The 18,379-nt window shown below is 33.4% G+C and carries 12 protein-coding genes; 10 read left to right on the top strand and 2 right to left on the bottom strand.

Going from position 1 to position 18,379, the window contains the following annotated elements; translation table 11 throughout:
• Positions 1-9: 9 nt before the first annotated feature.
• A complete protein-coding gene (panC, locus tag D1815_RS15300) occupies positions 10-858 on the bottom strand; it encodes a pantoate--beta-alanine ligase (RefSeq protein WP_027394759.1) in 849 nt (282 codons plus the stop codon).
• A gap of 108 nt (positions 859-966) precedes the next feature.
• Here panC and D1815_RS15295 point away from each other — a divergent pair, with 108 nt between their 5' ends.
• The 6 genes from D1815_RS15295 (at position 967) to D1815_RS15270 (ending at position 12,957) form a co-directional block, all read left to right on the top strand.
• Complete coding sequence (locus tag D1815_RS15295; protein ID WP_118388007.1) at positions 967-1,776, top strand: glycogen/starch synthase; 810 nt, start codon at positions 967-969, stop codon at positions 1,774-1,776.
• A gap of 14 nt (positions 1,777-1,790) precedes the next feature.
• Positions 1,791-3,494: a DUF4270 domain-containing protein gene (locus tag D1815_RS15290; protein WP_027394761.1), complete on the top strand. Its 1,704-nt coding sequence runs from the start codon at positions 1,791-1,793 to the stop codon at positions 3,492-3,494.
• 19 nt (positions 3,495-3,513) lie between these two features.
• Positions 3,514-5,361, top strand: coding sequence for a glutamine--fructose-6-phosphate transaminase (isomerizing) (gene glmS / locus D1815_RS15285; protein ID WP_118388005.1), 1,848 nt, complete (start codon positions 3,514-3,516; stop codon positions 5,359-5,361).
• A gap of 202 nt (positions 5,362-5,563) precedes the next feature.
• Positions 5,564-8,239 (top strand): TonB-dependent receptor, encoded by a 2,676-nt coding sequence (locus D1815_RS15280; RefSeq protein ID WP_118388003.1) that lies wholly within the window; start codon positions 5,564-5,566, stop codon positions 8,237-8,239.
• A gap of 332 nt (positions 8,240-8,571) precedes the next feature.
• On the top strand, positions 8,572-11,337 hold the full coding sequence (locus tag D1815_RS15275) for a TonB-dependent receptor domain-containing protein (RefSeq protein WP_118388001.1): 2,766 nt from the start codon (positions 8,572-8,574) through the stop codon (positions 11,335-11,337).
• Positions 11,338-11,370: 33 nt separating this feature from the next.
• Complete coding sequence (locus D1815_RS15270) at positions 11,371-12,957, top strand: G-D-S-L family lipolytic protein (protein WP_118387999.1); 1,587 nt, start codon at positions 11,371-11,373, stop codon at positions 12,955-12,957.
• Positions 12,958-13,014: 57 nt separating this feature from the next.
• Here the strand turns inward: D1815_RS15270 and D1815_RS15265 are convergent, their stop codons facing one another.
• Positions 13,015-14,289 (bottom strand): sterol desaturase family protein, encoded by a 1,275-nt coding sequence (locus D1815_RS15265; protein ID WP_118387997.1) that lies wholly within the window; start codon positions 14,287-14,289, stop codon positions 13,015-13,017.
• Between the two features lie 264 nt (positions 14,290-14,553).
• On the opposite strand from D1815_RS15265, the gene atpD reads away from it, so the two are divergent.
• The 4 genes from atpD (at position 14,554) to D1815_RS15245 (ending at position 18,301) form a co-directional block, all read left to right on the top strand.
• Positions 14,554-16,062: a F0F1 ATP synthase subunit beta gene (gene atpD / locus D1815_RS15260; RefSeq protein WP_118387995.1), complete on the top strand. Its 1,509-nt coding sequence runs from the start codon at positions 14,554-14,556 to the stop codon at positions 16,060-16,062.
• An 86-nt stretch (positions 16,063-16,148) separates the two neighbouring features.
• Positions 16,149-16,424 (top strand): F0F1 ATP synthase subunit epsilon, encoded by a 276-nt coding sequence (locus D1815_RS15255; protein WP_027394768.1) that lies wholly within the window; start codon positions 16,149-16,151, stop codon positions 16,422-16,424.
• 76 nt (positions 16,425-16,500) lie between these two features.
• Entirely contained in the window at positions 16,501-17,313 is an 813-nt protein-coding gene (locus tag D1815_RS15250; protein WP_118387993.1) for a LytTR family DNA-binding domain-containing protein, read from the top strand.
• Between the two features lie 130 nt (positions 17,314-17,443).
• Positions 17,444-18,301: an alpha/beta hydrolase gene (locus D1815_RS15245; protein WP_118387991.1), complete on the top strand. Its 858-nt coding sequence runs from the start codon at positions 17,444-17,446 to the stop codon at positions 18,299-18,301.
• The last annotated feature ends 78 nt before the right edge of the window (positions 18,302-18,379 follow it).

Raw genomic sequence — 18,379 nt, 5'->3', positions numbered from 1 at the left:
TAGTTATTTTTAATTTAGGGCTATGTTATCAATAAGTCTAACTTCTCCTGCAAAAACTGCTATAAAAGCTCGATATTTAGTGTTCTTCCGTTTTCTTCGGATTGATTTCAGGTCAGAAACTTTAGCGATCTCAAAATATTCTAGTTCTAGAAGATCATTGTTTTTAAATTGTTTCGAAACCCAATCTGTTAATTCCTTTACACTTTTTGTGCCAAAATCATTTTTGACTTGACTTAATGTTTTGTAAATCAAAGGAGATGTTAGAAGTTGTTCCTGGGTTAGTCTTTTGTTTCTAGAACTTAACGCTAAACCACTTTCTTCTCTATAAATTGGACAACCTATAATTTCTAATGACATTTTTTCGATTGCAACTAATTTTCTGACAATTTGTAGTTGCTGAAAATCTTTTTCGCCAAAATAGGCTCTAGTTGGTGAAATGATAGTGAAAAAATGTTTAAGTACGGTTCCTACTCCATCAAAATGACCTGGTCTAAATTTACCTTCCATTTCATTTTCTAACCCTTTAAAATCATAATTAATGGATTTTGTTTCCTCTCCGTATATTTCTTTCGGTAGAGGAGCAAACACAATAATATCATCAGATACTTGAGATAAAAGTGCTATATCAGACTCCAAAGTACGTGGATAATTTATTAAATCTTCAGAATTATTAAATTGAGTAGGATTAACAAATATGCTGACTACTACAATTTGATTTTCATCAATTGCTTTTTTTACTAGAGCAAGGTGGCCAAGGTGTAAAGCTCCCATTGTGGGGACAAAACCAATGCTTTTTTTTTGTTTATGTAAGTCTGCAACATCTTGTTCAACGTCCAGTCTTTTCTCGTATACCCGCATTTATCTAAAAGTTAAAGGCGTGCAAAAATAAGATATTACTGGCAGACTACATAAATTTTCGTAATTTTGCAAAAATTTATTCCGAAGGAGACGAGAAAAGTAGATCATATGAAAGACAAGAGGATATTGTACGTATCATCAGAAGTAATACCTTACCTACCAGAGACAGAGATTTCATCTATGTCTTTTGAAGCACCACGAATGGTAAATAGTAAAGGCGGGCAAATTAGAATTTTTATGCCTAGATATGGAAATATTAATGAACGAAGACACCAGTTACACGAAGTAATTCGTTTATCTGGGATGAATCTAGTCATTAATGACCTAGATATGCCTTTAATTATCAAAGTTGCTTCTATTCCTAAAGAAAGGATGCAGGTTTATTTTATTGATAATGAAGATTATTTTAAAAGAAAGGCAACGCTAACTGATGAAGAAGGAAACTTGTTCCCTGATAATGATGAACGAGCAATATTCTTTGCAAAAGGTGTAATTGAAACAGTTAAGAAATTAAATTGGTCGCCAGATGTAATTCATGTTCATGGATGGCTAGCGTCAATGCTGCCTCTATATCTTAGAAACTATTATGCGAATGAACCTTTGTTTAATGATAGTAAGATTGTAACTTCTGTTTATGATCATGGATATAAAGGAACATTGGATAAAAACATGCTGGAGAAAGTAAAATTTGATGGTATTGATGAAAATAAGATCACTGATTTAGCAAAACCAACGTATAACAATGTTATGAAAGTTGCGATTGATAATTCTGATGCGATTATTATTGGGTCTGAAGAAATTCCAGCAGAACTTTCTAAACATTTAGAAACTATCGACCAACCTGTATTAGAATATAAAAAACCAGATGAATTTGCAGATGCCTATGAAGCCTTCTATCAGACAGAGGTGTTGGTATAGCAATAGGAACTATTATGAATTTGAAAAATGTATTGATCAAAATAACAGTTATAGTAACTGTTATTTTTACTATTGTATCTTGTGACGATGATTTTAATTCGGTTGGAAGTGAGGTGATTGGAGATGTGAACTTCGAGGATAATGAGTATAATGCGGTTCCTGTAGCCTACAGTAAGAGATTCGAAAGAGTACAAACCAGTGGTTTGCCTAACTATTTACTAGGTGTTTACAATGATCCGATATACGGACAATCTACATACAATGTGTTATCACAGGTATTGCCTGCTAGAGTAAGTCCTACTTTTGGAGATAATGCAGTTTTAGATAGTGTAGTACTTAGACTGCCTTATTTTAGTGAGTTAGTAGAGACAGTTACAGATGATGATGGAGAAGTAACGAATACATTTGAAGTTGATTCTATTTATGGATCAGGAACTGTGAATTTATCACTTTATAGGTCTGAATATTTTCTAAGAGATTTTGATTTAGAAGAAGGATCGGAACAAAGACAAGTATATTATTCTAATGATATAAGAGAAAATTTTGGGCCAACCGTAGAGGGTAGATTGTTGTTTGAAATCAATGATTTCAGACCAGATGAAAATGAAGTTTCGCTTCTTACAGAGGATAACGATACAGATGAGGATACAGATCCTCAAGTAAGTACTACAATACCAGCATTAAGACAAGTGTTAATTTCTGATGCAGCTGCCTTCGAGGCGACAGAGCTAAATCCAAGTAATGCTAGAGTCGGTAATCAAGAGCTTATAGATTATTTTACTACTGTATTTTTGGATATGGAGGGTAGTATCGAGTTAAGTAATGTGAATAATTTTAATAATTATTTTAGAGGTGTTTATTTTAAGGCAGAATTAAATAGTCTCGACGGAAGTCTTGTGTTTTTTGATATAGCTGATGCGAATATTACACTTCATTATTCTTTTGATAAAGTTGATACTTTAGACGAAGATGAGGATGATGATACAACTGATATAGTTCGAGATTCAGAAGAACTGGAATTAGGTTTTTTTAATAATATTGTTAATGGTATTGAAACAAGTTTTAATACTACAATAGAAGACGAATTAGATGACCAAGATGTTATTAATGGTGAAGAAAATTTATATCTTAAGGGTGGAGAAGGATCTTATGCTGTTATAGACTTGTTTTCAGGTCTAATAGTAAATGAAGATGGAGAGCAGGAAAATGAGCTGGATTTTTTAAGAAGGCAGAATTGGCTTATTAATGAAGTAAGTATGAAATTTTATATAAATCAAGATGAAGTATCTTCTGGAGATACTGAGCCAGAAAGAATTTATATATTTAATTTGGATACAGGTGAGGTTCTTTTGGATTATACATTTGATCCTACATCCAATTCGACAAACCCAACTATTTCTGTTACCGAACATTTGGGTGTGATAACAAGAGATAACGACGAAAATGGTGAGTTTTATAAAATTAGATTAACAAGGCATATTACAGGTGTTTTGAATGAGGGTGATGATAATGTTAAATTAGGATTGTCAGTTTCTCAAAATGTTAATATTACGGCAAATGCCGAAGGATTTACCCCCACTAATACTGAAGATGAAATTATCCCCTTTTCATCTATAATATCCCATGAAGGAACAATTCTTTATGGAAATGGAACCAATGTTCCAGAAGAAAAGCGTTTAAAGCTTGATATTTTTTATACAGAATCAATAAGTAATTAACTGACAAAAAAATTAAACCATGTGTGGAATAGTAGGGTATATAGGTCATAGGGAGGCTTATCCAATTGTATTAAAAGGATTAAAGAGATTAGAATATAGAGGGTACGATTCAGCAGGAATCGCTCTGTACGATGGAAAGGATATTAAATTATCTAAAACCAAAGGTAAAGTAGCCGATCTGGAAGAAAGGTTAGTGAATGAAATTTCTACTAGTGGGAGTGTTGGTATTGGTCATACTAGATGGGCTACTCATGGAGTGCCAAATGATGTGAATTCTCATCCGCATTATTCCAATTCTGGTGATTTGGTAATCATTCATAATGGTATTATTGAAAATTATGAATCTCTTAGAAAGGAATTAATAAATAGAGGATATACTTTTACATCAGAAACAGATACAGAAGTATTAGTAAATCTGATAGAAGATGTAAAAACTAAAGAAGATGTAAAGTTAGGAAAGGCAGTTCAGATTGCTTTAAACCAAACAGTGGGGGCGTATGCAATTGCTGTTTTTGATAAAAGAAAACCAGACGAAATTGTTGTGGCTAGATTAGGAAGTCCCTTAGCTATAGGAGTTGGAGAAGATGAGTTTTTCATTGCATCGGATGCATCCCCATTTATAGAGTATACAAACAATGCTATATATCTTGAAGATGGCGAGATGGCAATAGTTCGTAGAAAAAAAGGTATAAAAGTAAGAAAAATAAAGGATGATAGTCTAGTTGATCCTTATCTTCAGGAGTTGCAAATTAATTTAGAGCAAATTGAAAAAGGTGGTTACGATCATTTTATGCTTAAAGAGATTTATGAGCAACCAAGTGCAATTAGCGACACATATAGAGGTAGGATAAGAGTTGCTGAAGGGATTATTAAAATGGCAGGAATTGATGATAATTTGGCTAAATTATTAAATGCCAAACGTATTATTATCATTGCATGCGGAACCTCATGGCATGCTGGTCTTGTAGCGGAATATATTTTCGAAGAGTTAGTACGAATTCCAGTGGAGGTAGAATACGCTTCTGAGTTTAGATATAGAAATCCAGTAATCCATCAAGATGATGTTGTTATAGCAATATCCCAAAGTGGAGAAACAGCTGATACTATGGCTGCTATTAAATTAGCCAAAGAAAGAGGGGCTTTTGTTTTTGGAGTTTGTAATGTGGTAGGATCTTCTATTTCTAGAGAGACCCATGCAGGTGCATATACTCATGCAGGACCTGAGATAGGTGTTGCTTCCACAAAAGCATTTACCACTCAGATTACCGTACTTTCTTTAATTGCGCTAAAATTAGCAGAAAGAAAAGGAACTATTTCTAATAGTGACTTCCATTATTATCTTCAGGAGTTAGAGCGCGTTCCAGAAAAAGTAAAGATTGCTTTAGAGTCCAATGAACATATAAAATTAATTGCAGATACGTACAAAGACGCTAAGAATTTCTTGTATTTAGGAAGAGGATATAATTTTCCAGTAGCTTTAGAAGGTGCTTTGAAATTAAAAGAAATTTCATATATCCACGCAGAGGGATATCCTGCTGCAGAAATGAAACACGGTCCTATAGCATTAATTGATGAGCAGATGCCAGTGGTAGTGATTGCAACTAAAAAAGGGCATTATGATAAGGTTGTTAGTAATATTCAAGAAATTAAATCTAGAAAAGGAAAGATTATTGGAATCGTAACTGAGGGTGATGAGACTGTAAAAGGACTTGCGGATCATGTAATTGAGATACCAGAAACTATTGAGTTTTTGACTCCCTTACTGACTACAATACCACTTCAATTATTGTCATATCATATTGCAGTTATGTTGGATAAGAATGTAGATCAGCCAAGAAATTTGGCAAAATCTGTAACCGTAGAGTAGTAGATGTAAATAGACGAAATACATATTTTAAATGCAAAAAAGTACGATATATCGTACTTTTTTGCATTTAATCGATAAAAACTAATGCAAAAATTGTTATTTGACAACTTTTTTTAGTAGTTTCGCGGCCGAAATTATAAAGATTTCGTTTTTACAAATTTAAGTTGCCCCAACAAACTTAAGCCTTAAAAATAACCTATTTATGAAAAAAATTACTTTTATAATAGCGCTATTTACATGTGTTATTAGTAATGCTCAAACTGCAATTAGCGGTAGAGTAGTTGATGAATTTAATCAACCAATTCCAGGAGCCAATATCTCGTTGAAAGGAGATGCAATAGGAACAGTTACAGATTTTGACGGCCTTTTTACGTTAAAAGTAACAAAAAAACCACCTTTTACAATTATAGCAAGTAGTATTGGATATGAAGCTAGTTCTGTAGAGGTAACTTCAGAATCAGAAGAAGTGGTTATAGTTCTAACGGAAGGTAACGTTCTTGATTTGATAGTAATATCGGCTTCCAGAGCACCAGAACGTTTATTTGAATCACCAGTAAGTATTGAAAGATTTGGTGTTAAAGAAATTAAAAACACACCATCTGTTGATTTCTATGATGGTTTGGAGAATTTAAAAGGAGTAGATGTAAATACAAATAGTTTAACTTTTAAGTCTATTAATACCAGAGGTTTTGCTTCTTTTACGAATACTCGTTTTGTTCAATTAATTGATGGAATGGATAATACTTCTCCATCGTTAAATTTCGCATTAGGAAACCTTATCGGAATGAATGAGTTGGATGTGGAAAATGTCGAGCTTCTTCCTGGAGCCTCTTCTGCATTATATGGAGCGAATGCCTTTAACGGTATTTTATTTATGACTAGTAAAAGTCCTTTCGAGAAGCAAGGTATTAGTGCTTATGCTAAAGGAGGTATTACATCTCAGGATGCTGCGGGTAATAATGAATTTTATGATGTAGGTGTAAGAGTAGCTCATGCTTTTACAGATAATTTTGCAGCTAAGGCAAACTTTTCATATTTAAATGGTACAGATTGGTTTGCAGTAAGTCGAGATAATATAGAAAACCCGGGATTAAGTAGAGAATTAGATCCTGCTTATAATGGATTAAATGTATATGGTGATGAGGTAAGAGCACTTCTTCCTGGAGCAGGAGTTGTTACCAGAACTGGATATAATGAATCTGATCTTACTGATTACAACGCTGAAAGTATTAAGTTTGACGGAGCGGTTCATTACAAACCTTTTAATGATGATTTTGAGATTATTTATGCAGGTAAATTAGGAAAAGGACAAACGATTTTTCAAGATTCAAACAGGTTTTCTTTAAAAGATTTCTTTTTTCAGCAACATAAATTAGAGGTAAGAAATGATAACTTCTTTGTAAGAGGATATATTTCTGCAGAAGATGCTGGAGATACTTACGATTTAAGATTTACTGGTATTAATATTAACAGAAGCTGGAAAAGCGATGAAGATTGGTTCGGAGAGTACGCGACTACATTCGCAACGGCAGTAGGTACAGATCAGGAAAGACATCAAGCTGCAAGAGCTTTTGCAGATAGAGATCGATTAGAGCCTGGCTCGGTTGGTTTTGAAAGTGCTTTTAATGAAGTAACTAGTACTCCAGATTTTCAAACGGGATCAAGATTTAAATCTAAAACGGAGTTAAGACATGTAGATGCTAATTATAATTTAGGTCATATCACAAATAATTTTGCTGATATCCAAGTTGGGGGATCGTTTAGAGAGTATTCCTTAAACTCTGCTGGTACGTTTTATACTGATTTTGATGGAGCAATTAACTACTCAGAAATTGGTGTGTATTCACAAATTCAGAAAAAATTATTAGACGATAGATTAAAGTTAACAGGGTCGGTTCGTTATGATAAGTCACAATTATTTGATGGTAACTTCTCTCCAAGATTTTCAATAGGATATACGCTTGGTAAGAATAGAAATCGTAATCTTCGTGCTTCTATCCAAACAGGTTTTAGAAATCCAACTACTCAGGATTTATATTTGGGACTTGATATTGGTGAGGGAGCAATTGTAGGTTCTGCACCGGATAATTTAGATCGTTTTACAAGGACAATAAATGGTACGGCGATAACAGGTCGTGCAGCTTATGAAAATTCGTATACCGCAGAATCTGTAGAAGCATTTATCAGGTCTGGTGGAACTGCAGATTTAGAAATCGCTAATCCAGATATTGTACAGCCAGAAAGAGTAACAGCTATTGAAATAGGATATAGAGCGGATTTTGGTAAATTTTTATTAGATCTAAGTGGTTACTATAATATGTATGAAGATTTTATTTCTACAATTGATGTAGTTAGCCCTTTAGCTGGGGACGTAGGTACTCCAGAAGCTGAAGGAGCAATCGGAACAGGAAACTTCGCAGGTTTTCAAGCGATTACTAATTCTGATGTAGATATTAACTCTTATGGTGCTGTATTAGGTGTTAGTGCTAAAGTATTTGGAGATTTTGATTTAGGTGCAAGTTATACCTATGCTAAACAAGATTTTGATCAAAATGAAGATCCAGGTTTTAGAACGAATTTTAACACACCTGAGCATAAGGTGAAATTAAATTTCGGACATGATAATTTATTTAGAAATTTTGGTTTCAATACAGCTGTTAAATGGAGTGAAGAGTATGTTTGGGAATCTGCATTTGCTGTAGGTGATGTTCCATCATTTACTGTTTTTGATGCGCAGGTTAATTATAGAATACCATCATTAAAAACTACTCTTAAGCTTGGTGGAACTAATATAGGAGGTAGTGAGTATTTTACTGCGGTGGGAACTGCTCCAATTGGTTCACTATATTACCTTGGATTGACAATTAATAATTTCTAGTTCAAATGAATATATTAGTGATAATAATGTAATTGACTTTTGATAAAGCATCTGTAAATCAGTTGTTTGTTAATTAAAAATAAGATTATTAGGAAGCCTGTCTTGATTTTAAGACAGGCTTTTTTGTGGATAAAAACAAAATAACATCATTAAATAACAGAGCACTATTTAATGATGTTATTTTATTTGAAAATCAATTATTAAAGAAACAAATAATGAAATAATCAAAATATGAGTATTAAGTTTATGAAAAACACATGATTTTAACTTTTTTTTAAAGAATTGACAAAAAAACGTATATTGTTGTCATAACATAAAAACTAATTTAGGATATGAGGACAATTACGTTAGTGATAATGCTTTTTTTAGGCATTATTTCTACTGCACAAACAACAATTAGTGGAAAGGTCGTTGATAATAATAATCAACCAATTCCTGGAGCGAACATTGCTTTACAAGGGGCTTCTGTAGGTACTGTTACCGATTTTGATGGATTATTTACATTAACACTGGAGGAAACCCCTCCTTTTACTATTATAGTAAGTAGTGTTGGTTTTGAGTCTATAAATGTAGATATTACATCTAGCTCAAATGATTTAACGATTACTTTAAAAGAAGGAACAGAATTAGATGAAGTTATTATCTCTGCTTCTAGAACACCCGAAAGAGTGTTTGAATCTCCAGTGAGCGTAGAGCGTTTTGGTATTAAGAAAATAAAAACTACACCAGCTGCTGATTTTTATGACGGTTTAGAGAATTTAAAAGGTGTTGATATTAATACTAATAGTCTGACGTTTAAATCTGTAAATACTAGGGGATTTGCTGATTTTGCTAATACTAGGTTTGTTCAGTTGGTAGATGGAATGGATAATTCTGCTCCTGCATTAAATTTTGTTCTTGGTAATCTATTAGGGATGACAGAATTGGATGTAAATAGTATAGAATTACTTCCTGGGGCATCTTCTGCATTATATGGAGCGAACGCTTTTAATGGAATATTGTTTATGACCAGTAAAAATCCTTTTGATCATCAAGGAATAAGTGCATATTTTAAAGGAGGTATTACTTCTCAAGATGCTTCAGGGGATAACGAGTATTATGATTATGGAATTAGAATTGCGCACGCATTTTCTGATAAGTTTGCTGCAAAAGCTAATTTCTCGTACTTAAGAGGTACAGATTGGTTTGCAACGAGTGAAGTAAGTGTGTCGGATGATAATATTACAGGTACTAGATTAGATCCTAATTATGATGGGCTTAATGTTTATGGAGATGAAGTAAGTACTAATATCAGAGGAGTTGGTGTGGCTTTAGTAAATCTTGGAGTGTTACCAGCTGGAGCAGAGAATTTATTACCTAATGAAGAAGTAAGTAGAACTGGTTATTTAGAAAGTGATCTAAATAATTACAACGCGGAAAGTATCAAGTTTGATGCGGCTTTACATTATCGTCCTTTTGCAGATGATCTCGAAATTATTTATTTAGGAAAAGTTGGTCGGGGAACGACGATTTACCAAGGAGCAAACAGGTACTCTATTCGTAATTTTTTCTTACAACAACATAAATTAGAGATCAAAAATGATAACTTTTTTATTAGAGGATATATTACAGATGAAGATGCAGGAGATTCCTATGATTCTAGATTTACAGGAATTAATATAAATAGACTATGGAAAGATGACTTAACTTGGTTTGGAGAATATGCGGGGGCATTTGCCCAAGCAACTCTTGCTGGTCAGTTGCCAGAACAAGCGCATTTAATCGCTAGACAAACGGCAGACACAGGAAGATTATTACCGGGAACACCAGAATTTGAAAGTGCATTTAATACAGTGACTACAGACCCTGATCTTGCTACAGGATCTAAATTTCAGGATGAGAGTCAATTGAGACATGTAGACGTTAATTACAATTTTAGTCATATTACAAAGAGCTTTGCAGACATTCAAGTAGGAGGGTCATTTAGAGAGTATAAGTTGAATTCTGCAGGTACTATATTTACCGATTTCGATGGTCCAATTCGTTATTCGGAATTTGGAGTTTATACACAGATCCAAAAGAAGTTAATTGATGATAGATTAAAAATAACAGGATCAATAAGATATGATAAATCCGAACTATTCGACGGAAACTTTTCTCCAAGATTATCTTTAGGATATACTGCTGGTGCTGATAGAAATCATAATATTCGTCTATCTGCGCAAACTGGTTTTAGAAATCCAACAACGCAGGATTTGTTTATAGGACTTAATGTTGGGAGAGCAATTCTTGTAGGATCTGCTTCGGAAAACTTGGATAGAGATGTTAGAACTTTTGATCTAAGTGGTGATGGTCAGTTATTAACTGGAAGTAGCACTGCAGACGTAGTTGGAAGGCAAGCTTATGAGAATTCATTTTCTTTAAACTCTGTGTTAGCAGGCACTCCTACAGTTTCAAATGTTGATTTAGTAGAGCCTGAAAAAGTTGTTGCGGTAGAGCTTGGATACCGAGGTAAGATTGATAAGTTTATAATTGATTTAAGTGGTTATTACAACCTTTACACTGATTTTATTTCTACAGAGAATGTCTTAGTTCCTCTTTATGGAGAGGTAGGAGATGGAACATTATCTCTTGCGGCTCTACAAAATGGCGATACAGAGGTATATCAGGCGTACACTAATTCTGATGTAGATATTAAGTCATTTGGAGGAACCATTGGAGTCGATACTAAGGTATTTGGTAATTTTGATATAGGTGTTAATTATACATTTACAAAGCAAGATTTTGATGAAAATGAAGATCCTGATTTTAGAACAAATTTTAATACTCCAGAACATAAAGTAAAGGCATCTTTTGGTAATACGAGATTATTTAAAAATTTTGGATTCAATACTAGTTGGACTTGGAGTGATTCTTATTTCTGGGAAGCTTCTTTTGGTGACGGAGATGTTCCGTCTTTTAATGTTGTGAATGCACAAATTAATTATACTATTCCTAAATTAAAAGCAACAATAAAAGGAGGTGCTACCAATATCCTAGGAGACGAGTACTTTACTGCTTTTGGTACTGGATTTATTGGATCTCAATATTATATCGGGGTATCTATAAATAATTTGTAAAATAATATAAACGATTTTAAGAAATAATAGATTATGAATATTCAATATAAATGGTTATTAATCTTAATAGTTTTTGGGATTATAGCTTGCGAATCAGATGATGATTCTGCAACCACAGAAGAAGTGGTACTGACTTCTGGAACAGCCGATTTTTCTACCTATGTTGCACTAGGAAACTCCTTGACTGCTGGCTTTACAGATGGAGCTTTATTTATTGAGGCACAAGAAAATTCTATGCCCAATATTCTGGCGCAACAATTTGCGTTGGTAGGAGGAGGAACATTTACCCAACCTTTAATGAGTGATAATATTGGTGGCTTTCTTTTTGGTGGTATGCCAATGGCGAATGGTAGTTTTGGACCTAGATTATATTTTTATAGTGATGTTAATCCAGATGATGACTTTGGTTCTGGACCTTATCCTTTGGGTATTGTTCCTGATATGTTAGACTTTACACCAGAAACGCCAGGAACAGAGGCTACAACAAATCTTGGTTCGAGCTTTAACAATATGGGAGTTCCTGGGGCTAAAAGTTTTCATTTATTAGCTAATGGATATGGTAATGCAGCTGGTTTAGCTTTAAACCCACCACTTGCGAATCCGTATTTTGTACGTATGGCATCAGAGCCAAATGCATCTGTAATAGAAGATGCGATGGATCAAAACCCTACGTTTTTCTCTTTATGGATCGGAAATAATGATGTTTTAGGATATGCATTAAGTGGAGGGGATGGAACAGATCCTATTACAGATAGCGGTACATTTGATGGTGCATATAATGCATTGATAGCTAGCTTGACATCTGGCGGAGCAAAAGGTGTCATAGCGAATATTCCTGACGTAACCTCTATTGCTCACTTTACTACAGTACCACATAATCCAGTTCCATTAGATGCGGCAACTGCTGGTTTTTTAAATAGTGCTGGTGCTTATGGGGCATATAATGGTGGATTAGATGCAACTTTAGCTTTTTTAACTGCTAACCCAGCAACTCTAGGTGCTCTTTTTCCTCCTACCTCAGATATGACTTCTTTAGAATTAGCAACAGCTGAAGTAGCGAGAAGAAAAATTACCTTCAGTGAAGGTGAAGGCAATGCCGTTGTAATTATAGATGAAGATTTAACTGATTTAACGTCTATAAACGCAGCTCTTACGAATATGCGTCAAGCAACCGCGGAAGATTTATTAGTTTTAACTGCATCTTCTTTTATTGGTACAGAAGCTATTCCTGGAAATCCACAAACAGTAAATGGAGTAGCAATTCCTTTAGCGGATAGATGGGTGTTGACTCCAGAAGAACAAGAGACGATAGCTATAGCAACAGCAGGGTTTAACAATACAATTTCTGCTGCTGCGACACAAGCAGGACTGGCATTGGTAGATGCTAATGCTTTATTGGTAGAGGTTGCTTCTACAGGAATTACTTTTGATGATTTTCTTATACAGGATGATCTAGTATTTGGTGGAGCATTTTCATTAGATGGAGTGCATCCTACAGCTCGTGGATATGCTCTCCTTGCGAATGAAACTATGAAAGCAATTAATGCAACTTATGGTTCTAATTTGCCAATGGTAAAAGCGGTAGATTATCCTACGTTTTATTCGCCGATGTTACAATAGAATTCAAATGTTTTAAATAGAAAGCCAATAAAGAAGAATATTTCTTTATTGGCTTCTTTACATTGTGGATTTACTTGTTCTAGTAACATACTTTCTTTCGATAAATTGAAAGTAAGTTGATATTATAAATGATGAAATAATATATATGAATATTATAGTTGTCATTCCTGATAGTATTGCATCAATTCCAAACCAATTACCTTCTTTAGCAATGAAATATATCCCAAGGCTAAGTTTTATAAATTCTACGTAAATAGAAATAATGTTTCTGTCCATTAAGGAAGTATATGCGAATATCGAAACAACTAAAAAGATTGCGTAGTTTATAATTTCAATAAAGTCAAGATCACCAAAGCTTATTAATAAGTAATATAGTAGCGCTATGGTAATTATTAATTGTATCCAAGACCATATTTTTAATAATAACGAGCTCTCTGTTTGATACTTTTCTCTTGTATAAGGGTCAGTAATGATTTTAATAGGATATTTTTCTTTAACATCTTCTGGTCTCCAACCAGTTGGCATATACCAAATTCTAATTTTATCAAAAACATTTTTAGTTCTCCAAGAATCTTTAAGTATGCCCCAAACATGTATGAAATTAATTAGAAACGGATTCCAAGTATTTACTTGTTTTTTGACACCATATACTGGTGGTTTCTCAGGAATCTCTTCTTGAAATGTTCCGAAAATCTTATCCCAAAAAATAAAAATTTGAGAATAATTCTTGTCAAGATACTCATCATTTATTGCGTGGTGAACTCTATGGTGTGATGGGGTAACAATGATATGTTCTAAAAGGCCCATTTTATTTATTAAGCGAGTATGATACCAAAATTGTGCAAATAAATGTATCGGAGCAACAAGAGCCACAACGCTTGCAGGGATACCTAATAAGGCTAATGGTATATAGAGAAAGAAATAAATAGAAACTATAGCAGAAATACTTTGACGAAGCGCACATGCCAAGTTAAATTCTTCACTACTATGATGTATAATGTGTCTATTCCAAAATAGATTTATAGTGTGATTAAAACGGTGAGACCAATACCCTACAAAATCTAACCCTATAAATGTTAAGATATAGACCAAAAGAGAAGATTCGATCTTAATTAATGCAATATGAGCTACCATCCAATCATAACTAATAATAATTACTGCTAGACCTGTTAAACTTCTTAAACTATCCGTAATACCAGAACTAATACTAGAAATAGTGTCCATAGATTGGTTTACCTGAACTCCTTTCCATCTACCGATTAAATACTCTATAAAAATTAGAACTATGAAACCTGGAATAGCATAAGTTAACGCTTCGGCATATGTTTCCATAGTTTAAAAAAATTAGAAATAGACTTTATGTTTGTAGGAAAATTACAATTTTATGATTTTAAAATCAAATAAAACGGTACTAAAATCAATACTTTTTAGACGGTATATAAACTTTAGATTTCAACATTGAAAAAACAAAATAAAAGAGGCTATTTTATTCATTTTAAAAGCCTATATTTGCAGCCTGAAAAAAGGTCGTATTCGATACATTCGGAAAAAGGGTCTTTTTAAATAGTTAAATACTAAACATTAAATAGTTATATAATGTCTCAAGTTACGGGTAAAGTATCACAAATTGTAGGTCCGGTTATAGACGTAGCATTCGCTGCCGGTACTGAATTACCAAAAATTTACGATTCGTTAGAAATTAATAAAGTAGACGGTACCAAGTTGGTGTTAGAGATTCAGTCTCACATTGGTGAAGATACTGTTCGTACTATTGCGATGGATTCCAGTGATGGATTAAGCAGAGGAATGGAAGCTGTTGGAACAGGAGCTCCAATTCAGATGCCTATCGGAGGAGATGTATACGGACGTCTATTTAATGTAATCGGTGACGCAATTGATGGGCTTGGAGATCTTCCTAAATCAGGAGATAGTGGTCTTCCTATCCACCGTCAAGCACCAAAATTTGAAGATTTATCAACTTCTACAGAAGTTTTATTTACAGGTATTAAAGTAATTGATCTTATAGAGCCTTATGCAAAAGGAGGTAAGATTGGATTATTTGGAGGTGCTGGAGTAGGTAAAACAGTATTGATCCAAGAGTTGATTAACAATATAGCTAAAGGTCACGGTGGTCTTTCTGTATTCGCTGGAGTAGGAGAAAGAACTCGTGAAGGAAATGATTTACTTCGTGAAATGTTAGAGTCAGGAATTATCAAATATGGTGATGACTTTATGCATTCTATGGAAGAAGGAGGATGGGATCTTTCTAAGGTTGATAAAGAAGTAATGAAAGAATCTAAAGCTACTTTCGTATTCGGACAGATGAATGAGCCACCAGGAGCACGTGCTCGTGTTGCACTTTCTGGTCTTACGATAGCAGAATATTTCCGTGATGGAGCTGGAGATGGACAAGGAAAAGATGTACTTTTCTTCGTAGATAACATCTTCCGTTTTACACAAGCAGGTTCTGAGGTGTCAGCACTTCTAGGTCGTATGCCATCAGCTGTAGGATATCAGCCAACACTAGCTACAGAGATGGGTGTGATGCAGGAGCGTATTACTTCTACTAAGAAAGGGTCTATTACATCTGTACAGGCAGTTTATGTACCTGCAGATGATTTAACGGATCCAGCACCGGCAACAACATTTGCTCACTTAGATGCAACAACGGTATTATCTCGTAAGATTGCTGAGCTTGGTATTTACCCAGCGGTAGATCCATTAGATTCTACATCAAGAATTCTTACAGCCGATATATTAGGTGATGAACACTATAATTGTGCACAAAGAGTAAAAGAGCTTTTACAACGTTATAAAGAATTACAAGATATTATTGCTATCCTTGGTATGGAAGAATTATCTGAAGAAGATAAGTTAGCGGTAGGACGTGCACGTCGTGTACAACGTTTCTTATCTCAGCCGTTCCACGTAGCAGAACAGTTTACAGGTATCCCAGGATGTTTAGTAGATATTAAAGATACTATTAAGGCATTTACGATGATTATGGACGGTGAATTAGATCACTTACCAGAAGCAGCGTTTAACCTTAAAGGAACAATCGAAGAAGCTATCGAAGCTGGTGAGAAAATGTTAGCTGAAGCATAAATTAGTATAGAGAAGTTAGTACTGAAGTAGTGAGAGTGATTTTTCTCTTTATGTGCTAATTACTCAATACTCAATACTTATAAAATATGTATTTAGAAATAGTAACTCCAGAAGCAGTTTTATTTAGTGGCGAGGTAACTTCTGTTGCTGTGCCAGGTGTGAACGGAGAATTTCAGATGTTGGATAATCACGCACCAATAGTTTCTTTATTAGGAAAAGGAAATGTAAAAGTGTATGGAGATATGAATCTAGAAGAAGAAGTAGCAGAGAAGTTTTCTAAAGAAAATGGAGTTACACTTCTTTCTATCAATTCTGGAACTATCGAAATGAAAGATAACAAAGTAATCGTTTTAGCTGACTAAATGTATTTTTATTAGTTATTACAATTCTAAAGATTATTATATTTAATCCCTGTTATATACTAACAGGGATTTTTTTATGTTTTTTAATAAGTCTTTTCCATATTCTACGTCCTTTAGGGATCATTTACTGATTGCGACTATTTTAAGTTTTCTGGTAGTTTTTATACTAATTTTTTTACAGCCTTTTGGAGCAGGTAATTTTAATAACCCATATAAGAATCTTTATTTTATAGGATATGGTATTATCTCGTTGATAGTCTATATTGCTCTTTATTTTTCATCAAGTTGGTACTACGTTAGTAATAAAACATGGAAATGGAAAGAGGAGTTAGTATTTAGTTTTCTCTACGTTTCATTAGCTATTATTATTGCTTTTTTCTATACAGAACTATTTATAAATAAGAAACCAGAACATATTTATCTTGATTTTTTTGTGACTTGGTTTAGATTAATGTTTTTTGGTTTTGGAATAATTTTATCTATAGTATCTATGTTTGTAAGAAACTACTATGGAAAAACTAATGAGAGTGAAAAAGAAATTAATAAGGATTCTGATAAAGCAGTCTTGCTAAAAAGCTCTTTGAAAAAGGAATCTTTTTTGGTGGTATTAGTAAAAGTTATTTATGTTAAGTCAGAAGATAATTACGTAAATATTTATTACGAAGAAGGACAAGAGATAAAGAAGAAAGTAATGCGTAATACACTTTCTTCGGTATTTGATCAATTAGAAAGTATGATTAGAGTACACAGATCATATATTATTAATCCTCGTTATATTTCTTCATTAGAAGGTAATGCGCAGAATGGTAAAGTGCGTTTGGATAATATAGAAGAAGTCATTCCTGTATCTAAAACTTATTTTGATGAGGTAAAATCTCATACGAATTGACCCCAGAAAAGTAAAATTTCACCACAAAAAATATTTCTCTACCACAGAAAGTATGTAATCATCACATTCTTTTTTTTGTGTGTAGTATAGCACGTTTATTTGAATCATTAAACGATTAGAAATATTACAAATGAAGACATTTATTAAAGCGGTAAAGATAATTATCGCAGCAACAATTCTCTTAATAGTTGGGAGTACACTATACATCAGATTTTCTAGATATACTGATCCAATGATTTATCACACCAATGGATTAGAATATGAAAATTTTGAAACCTCTATGAATCATTCAGAGTACTATTTTGAAATTGATCAGAATACTCAATTACATGGAGTTCTTTTTAAACCGAAGACTCAAGATCCAATAGCTACTATTATTCATTATTCTGGTAAGGGTATGCATTTAATGGCATCTCAAAAGTATTATGAGATTTTAACGAAAAAAGGATTTCAAGTATTTAGTTTCGAACGTAGGGATTTTGGAAGATCTACTGGAGTGGCTGATAATTCATTAACGCTTGAAGAAGATGTTTTATATGTATTTGATAAGATCATAGTTGATGAGAATATGACAGAAAAACCAATAGTGATTTGGGGGCAATCATTGGGAGGATCATTTGCTATAATGAATGCGGCAGAGCGCAGTGATAAAATAGCTGGAGTAATTGTAGAGGGTACGTTTAATTCGTTTCCTGATATAGGAAAAGTATATGCCAAAGCAATAAACTTAGAAAACTTTAAATGGATGATACCATTATTAATGAATAATGATTTTCCTGCCGAAAAAGAAATAAAAAAGATAAGTAAGCCAATAGTTATTATTCATAGTGATGCGGATGAACAGGTTCCTTATGAACTAGGGAAGAAACTTTATGAAGCTTCAGATAAAGCCAACACAGAGTTTTGGAAAATACAAGGAAAACATATTAGAGGAATATTCGATTATGAAGAACAATATGTTCAAAAGTTTATAGATATAATAGATTAATTAATTTTTCATTGTTAAGTAATTTTTAAAGAATGATAACATTCATAACTTTTGATCAATGTTAGTTTCATAAAGTCT

This window comes from Aquimarina sp. AD1, assembly GCF_003443695.1.
GTDB lineage: Bacteria > Bacteroidota > Bacteroidia > Flavobacteriales > Flavobacteriaceae > Aquimarina > Aquimarina latercula.
This window is presented reverse-complemented; position numbering and strand designations above follow the sequence as displayed.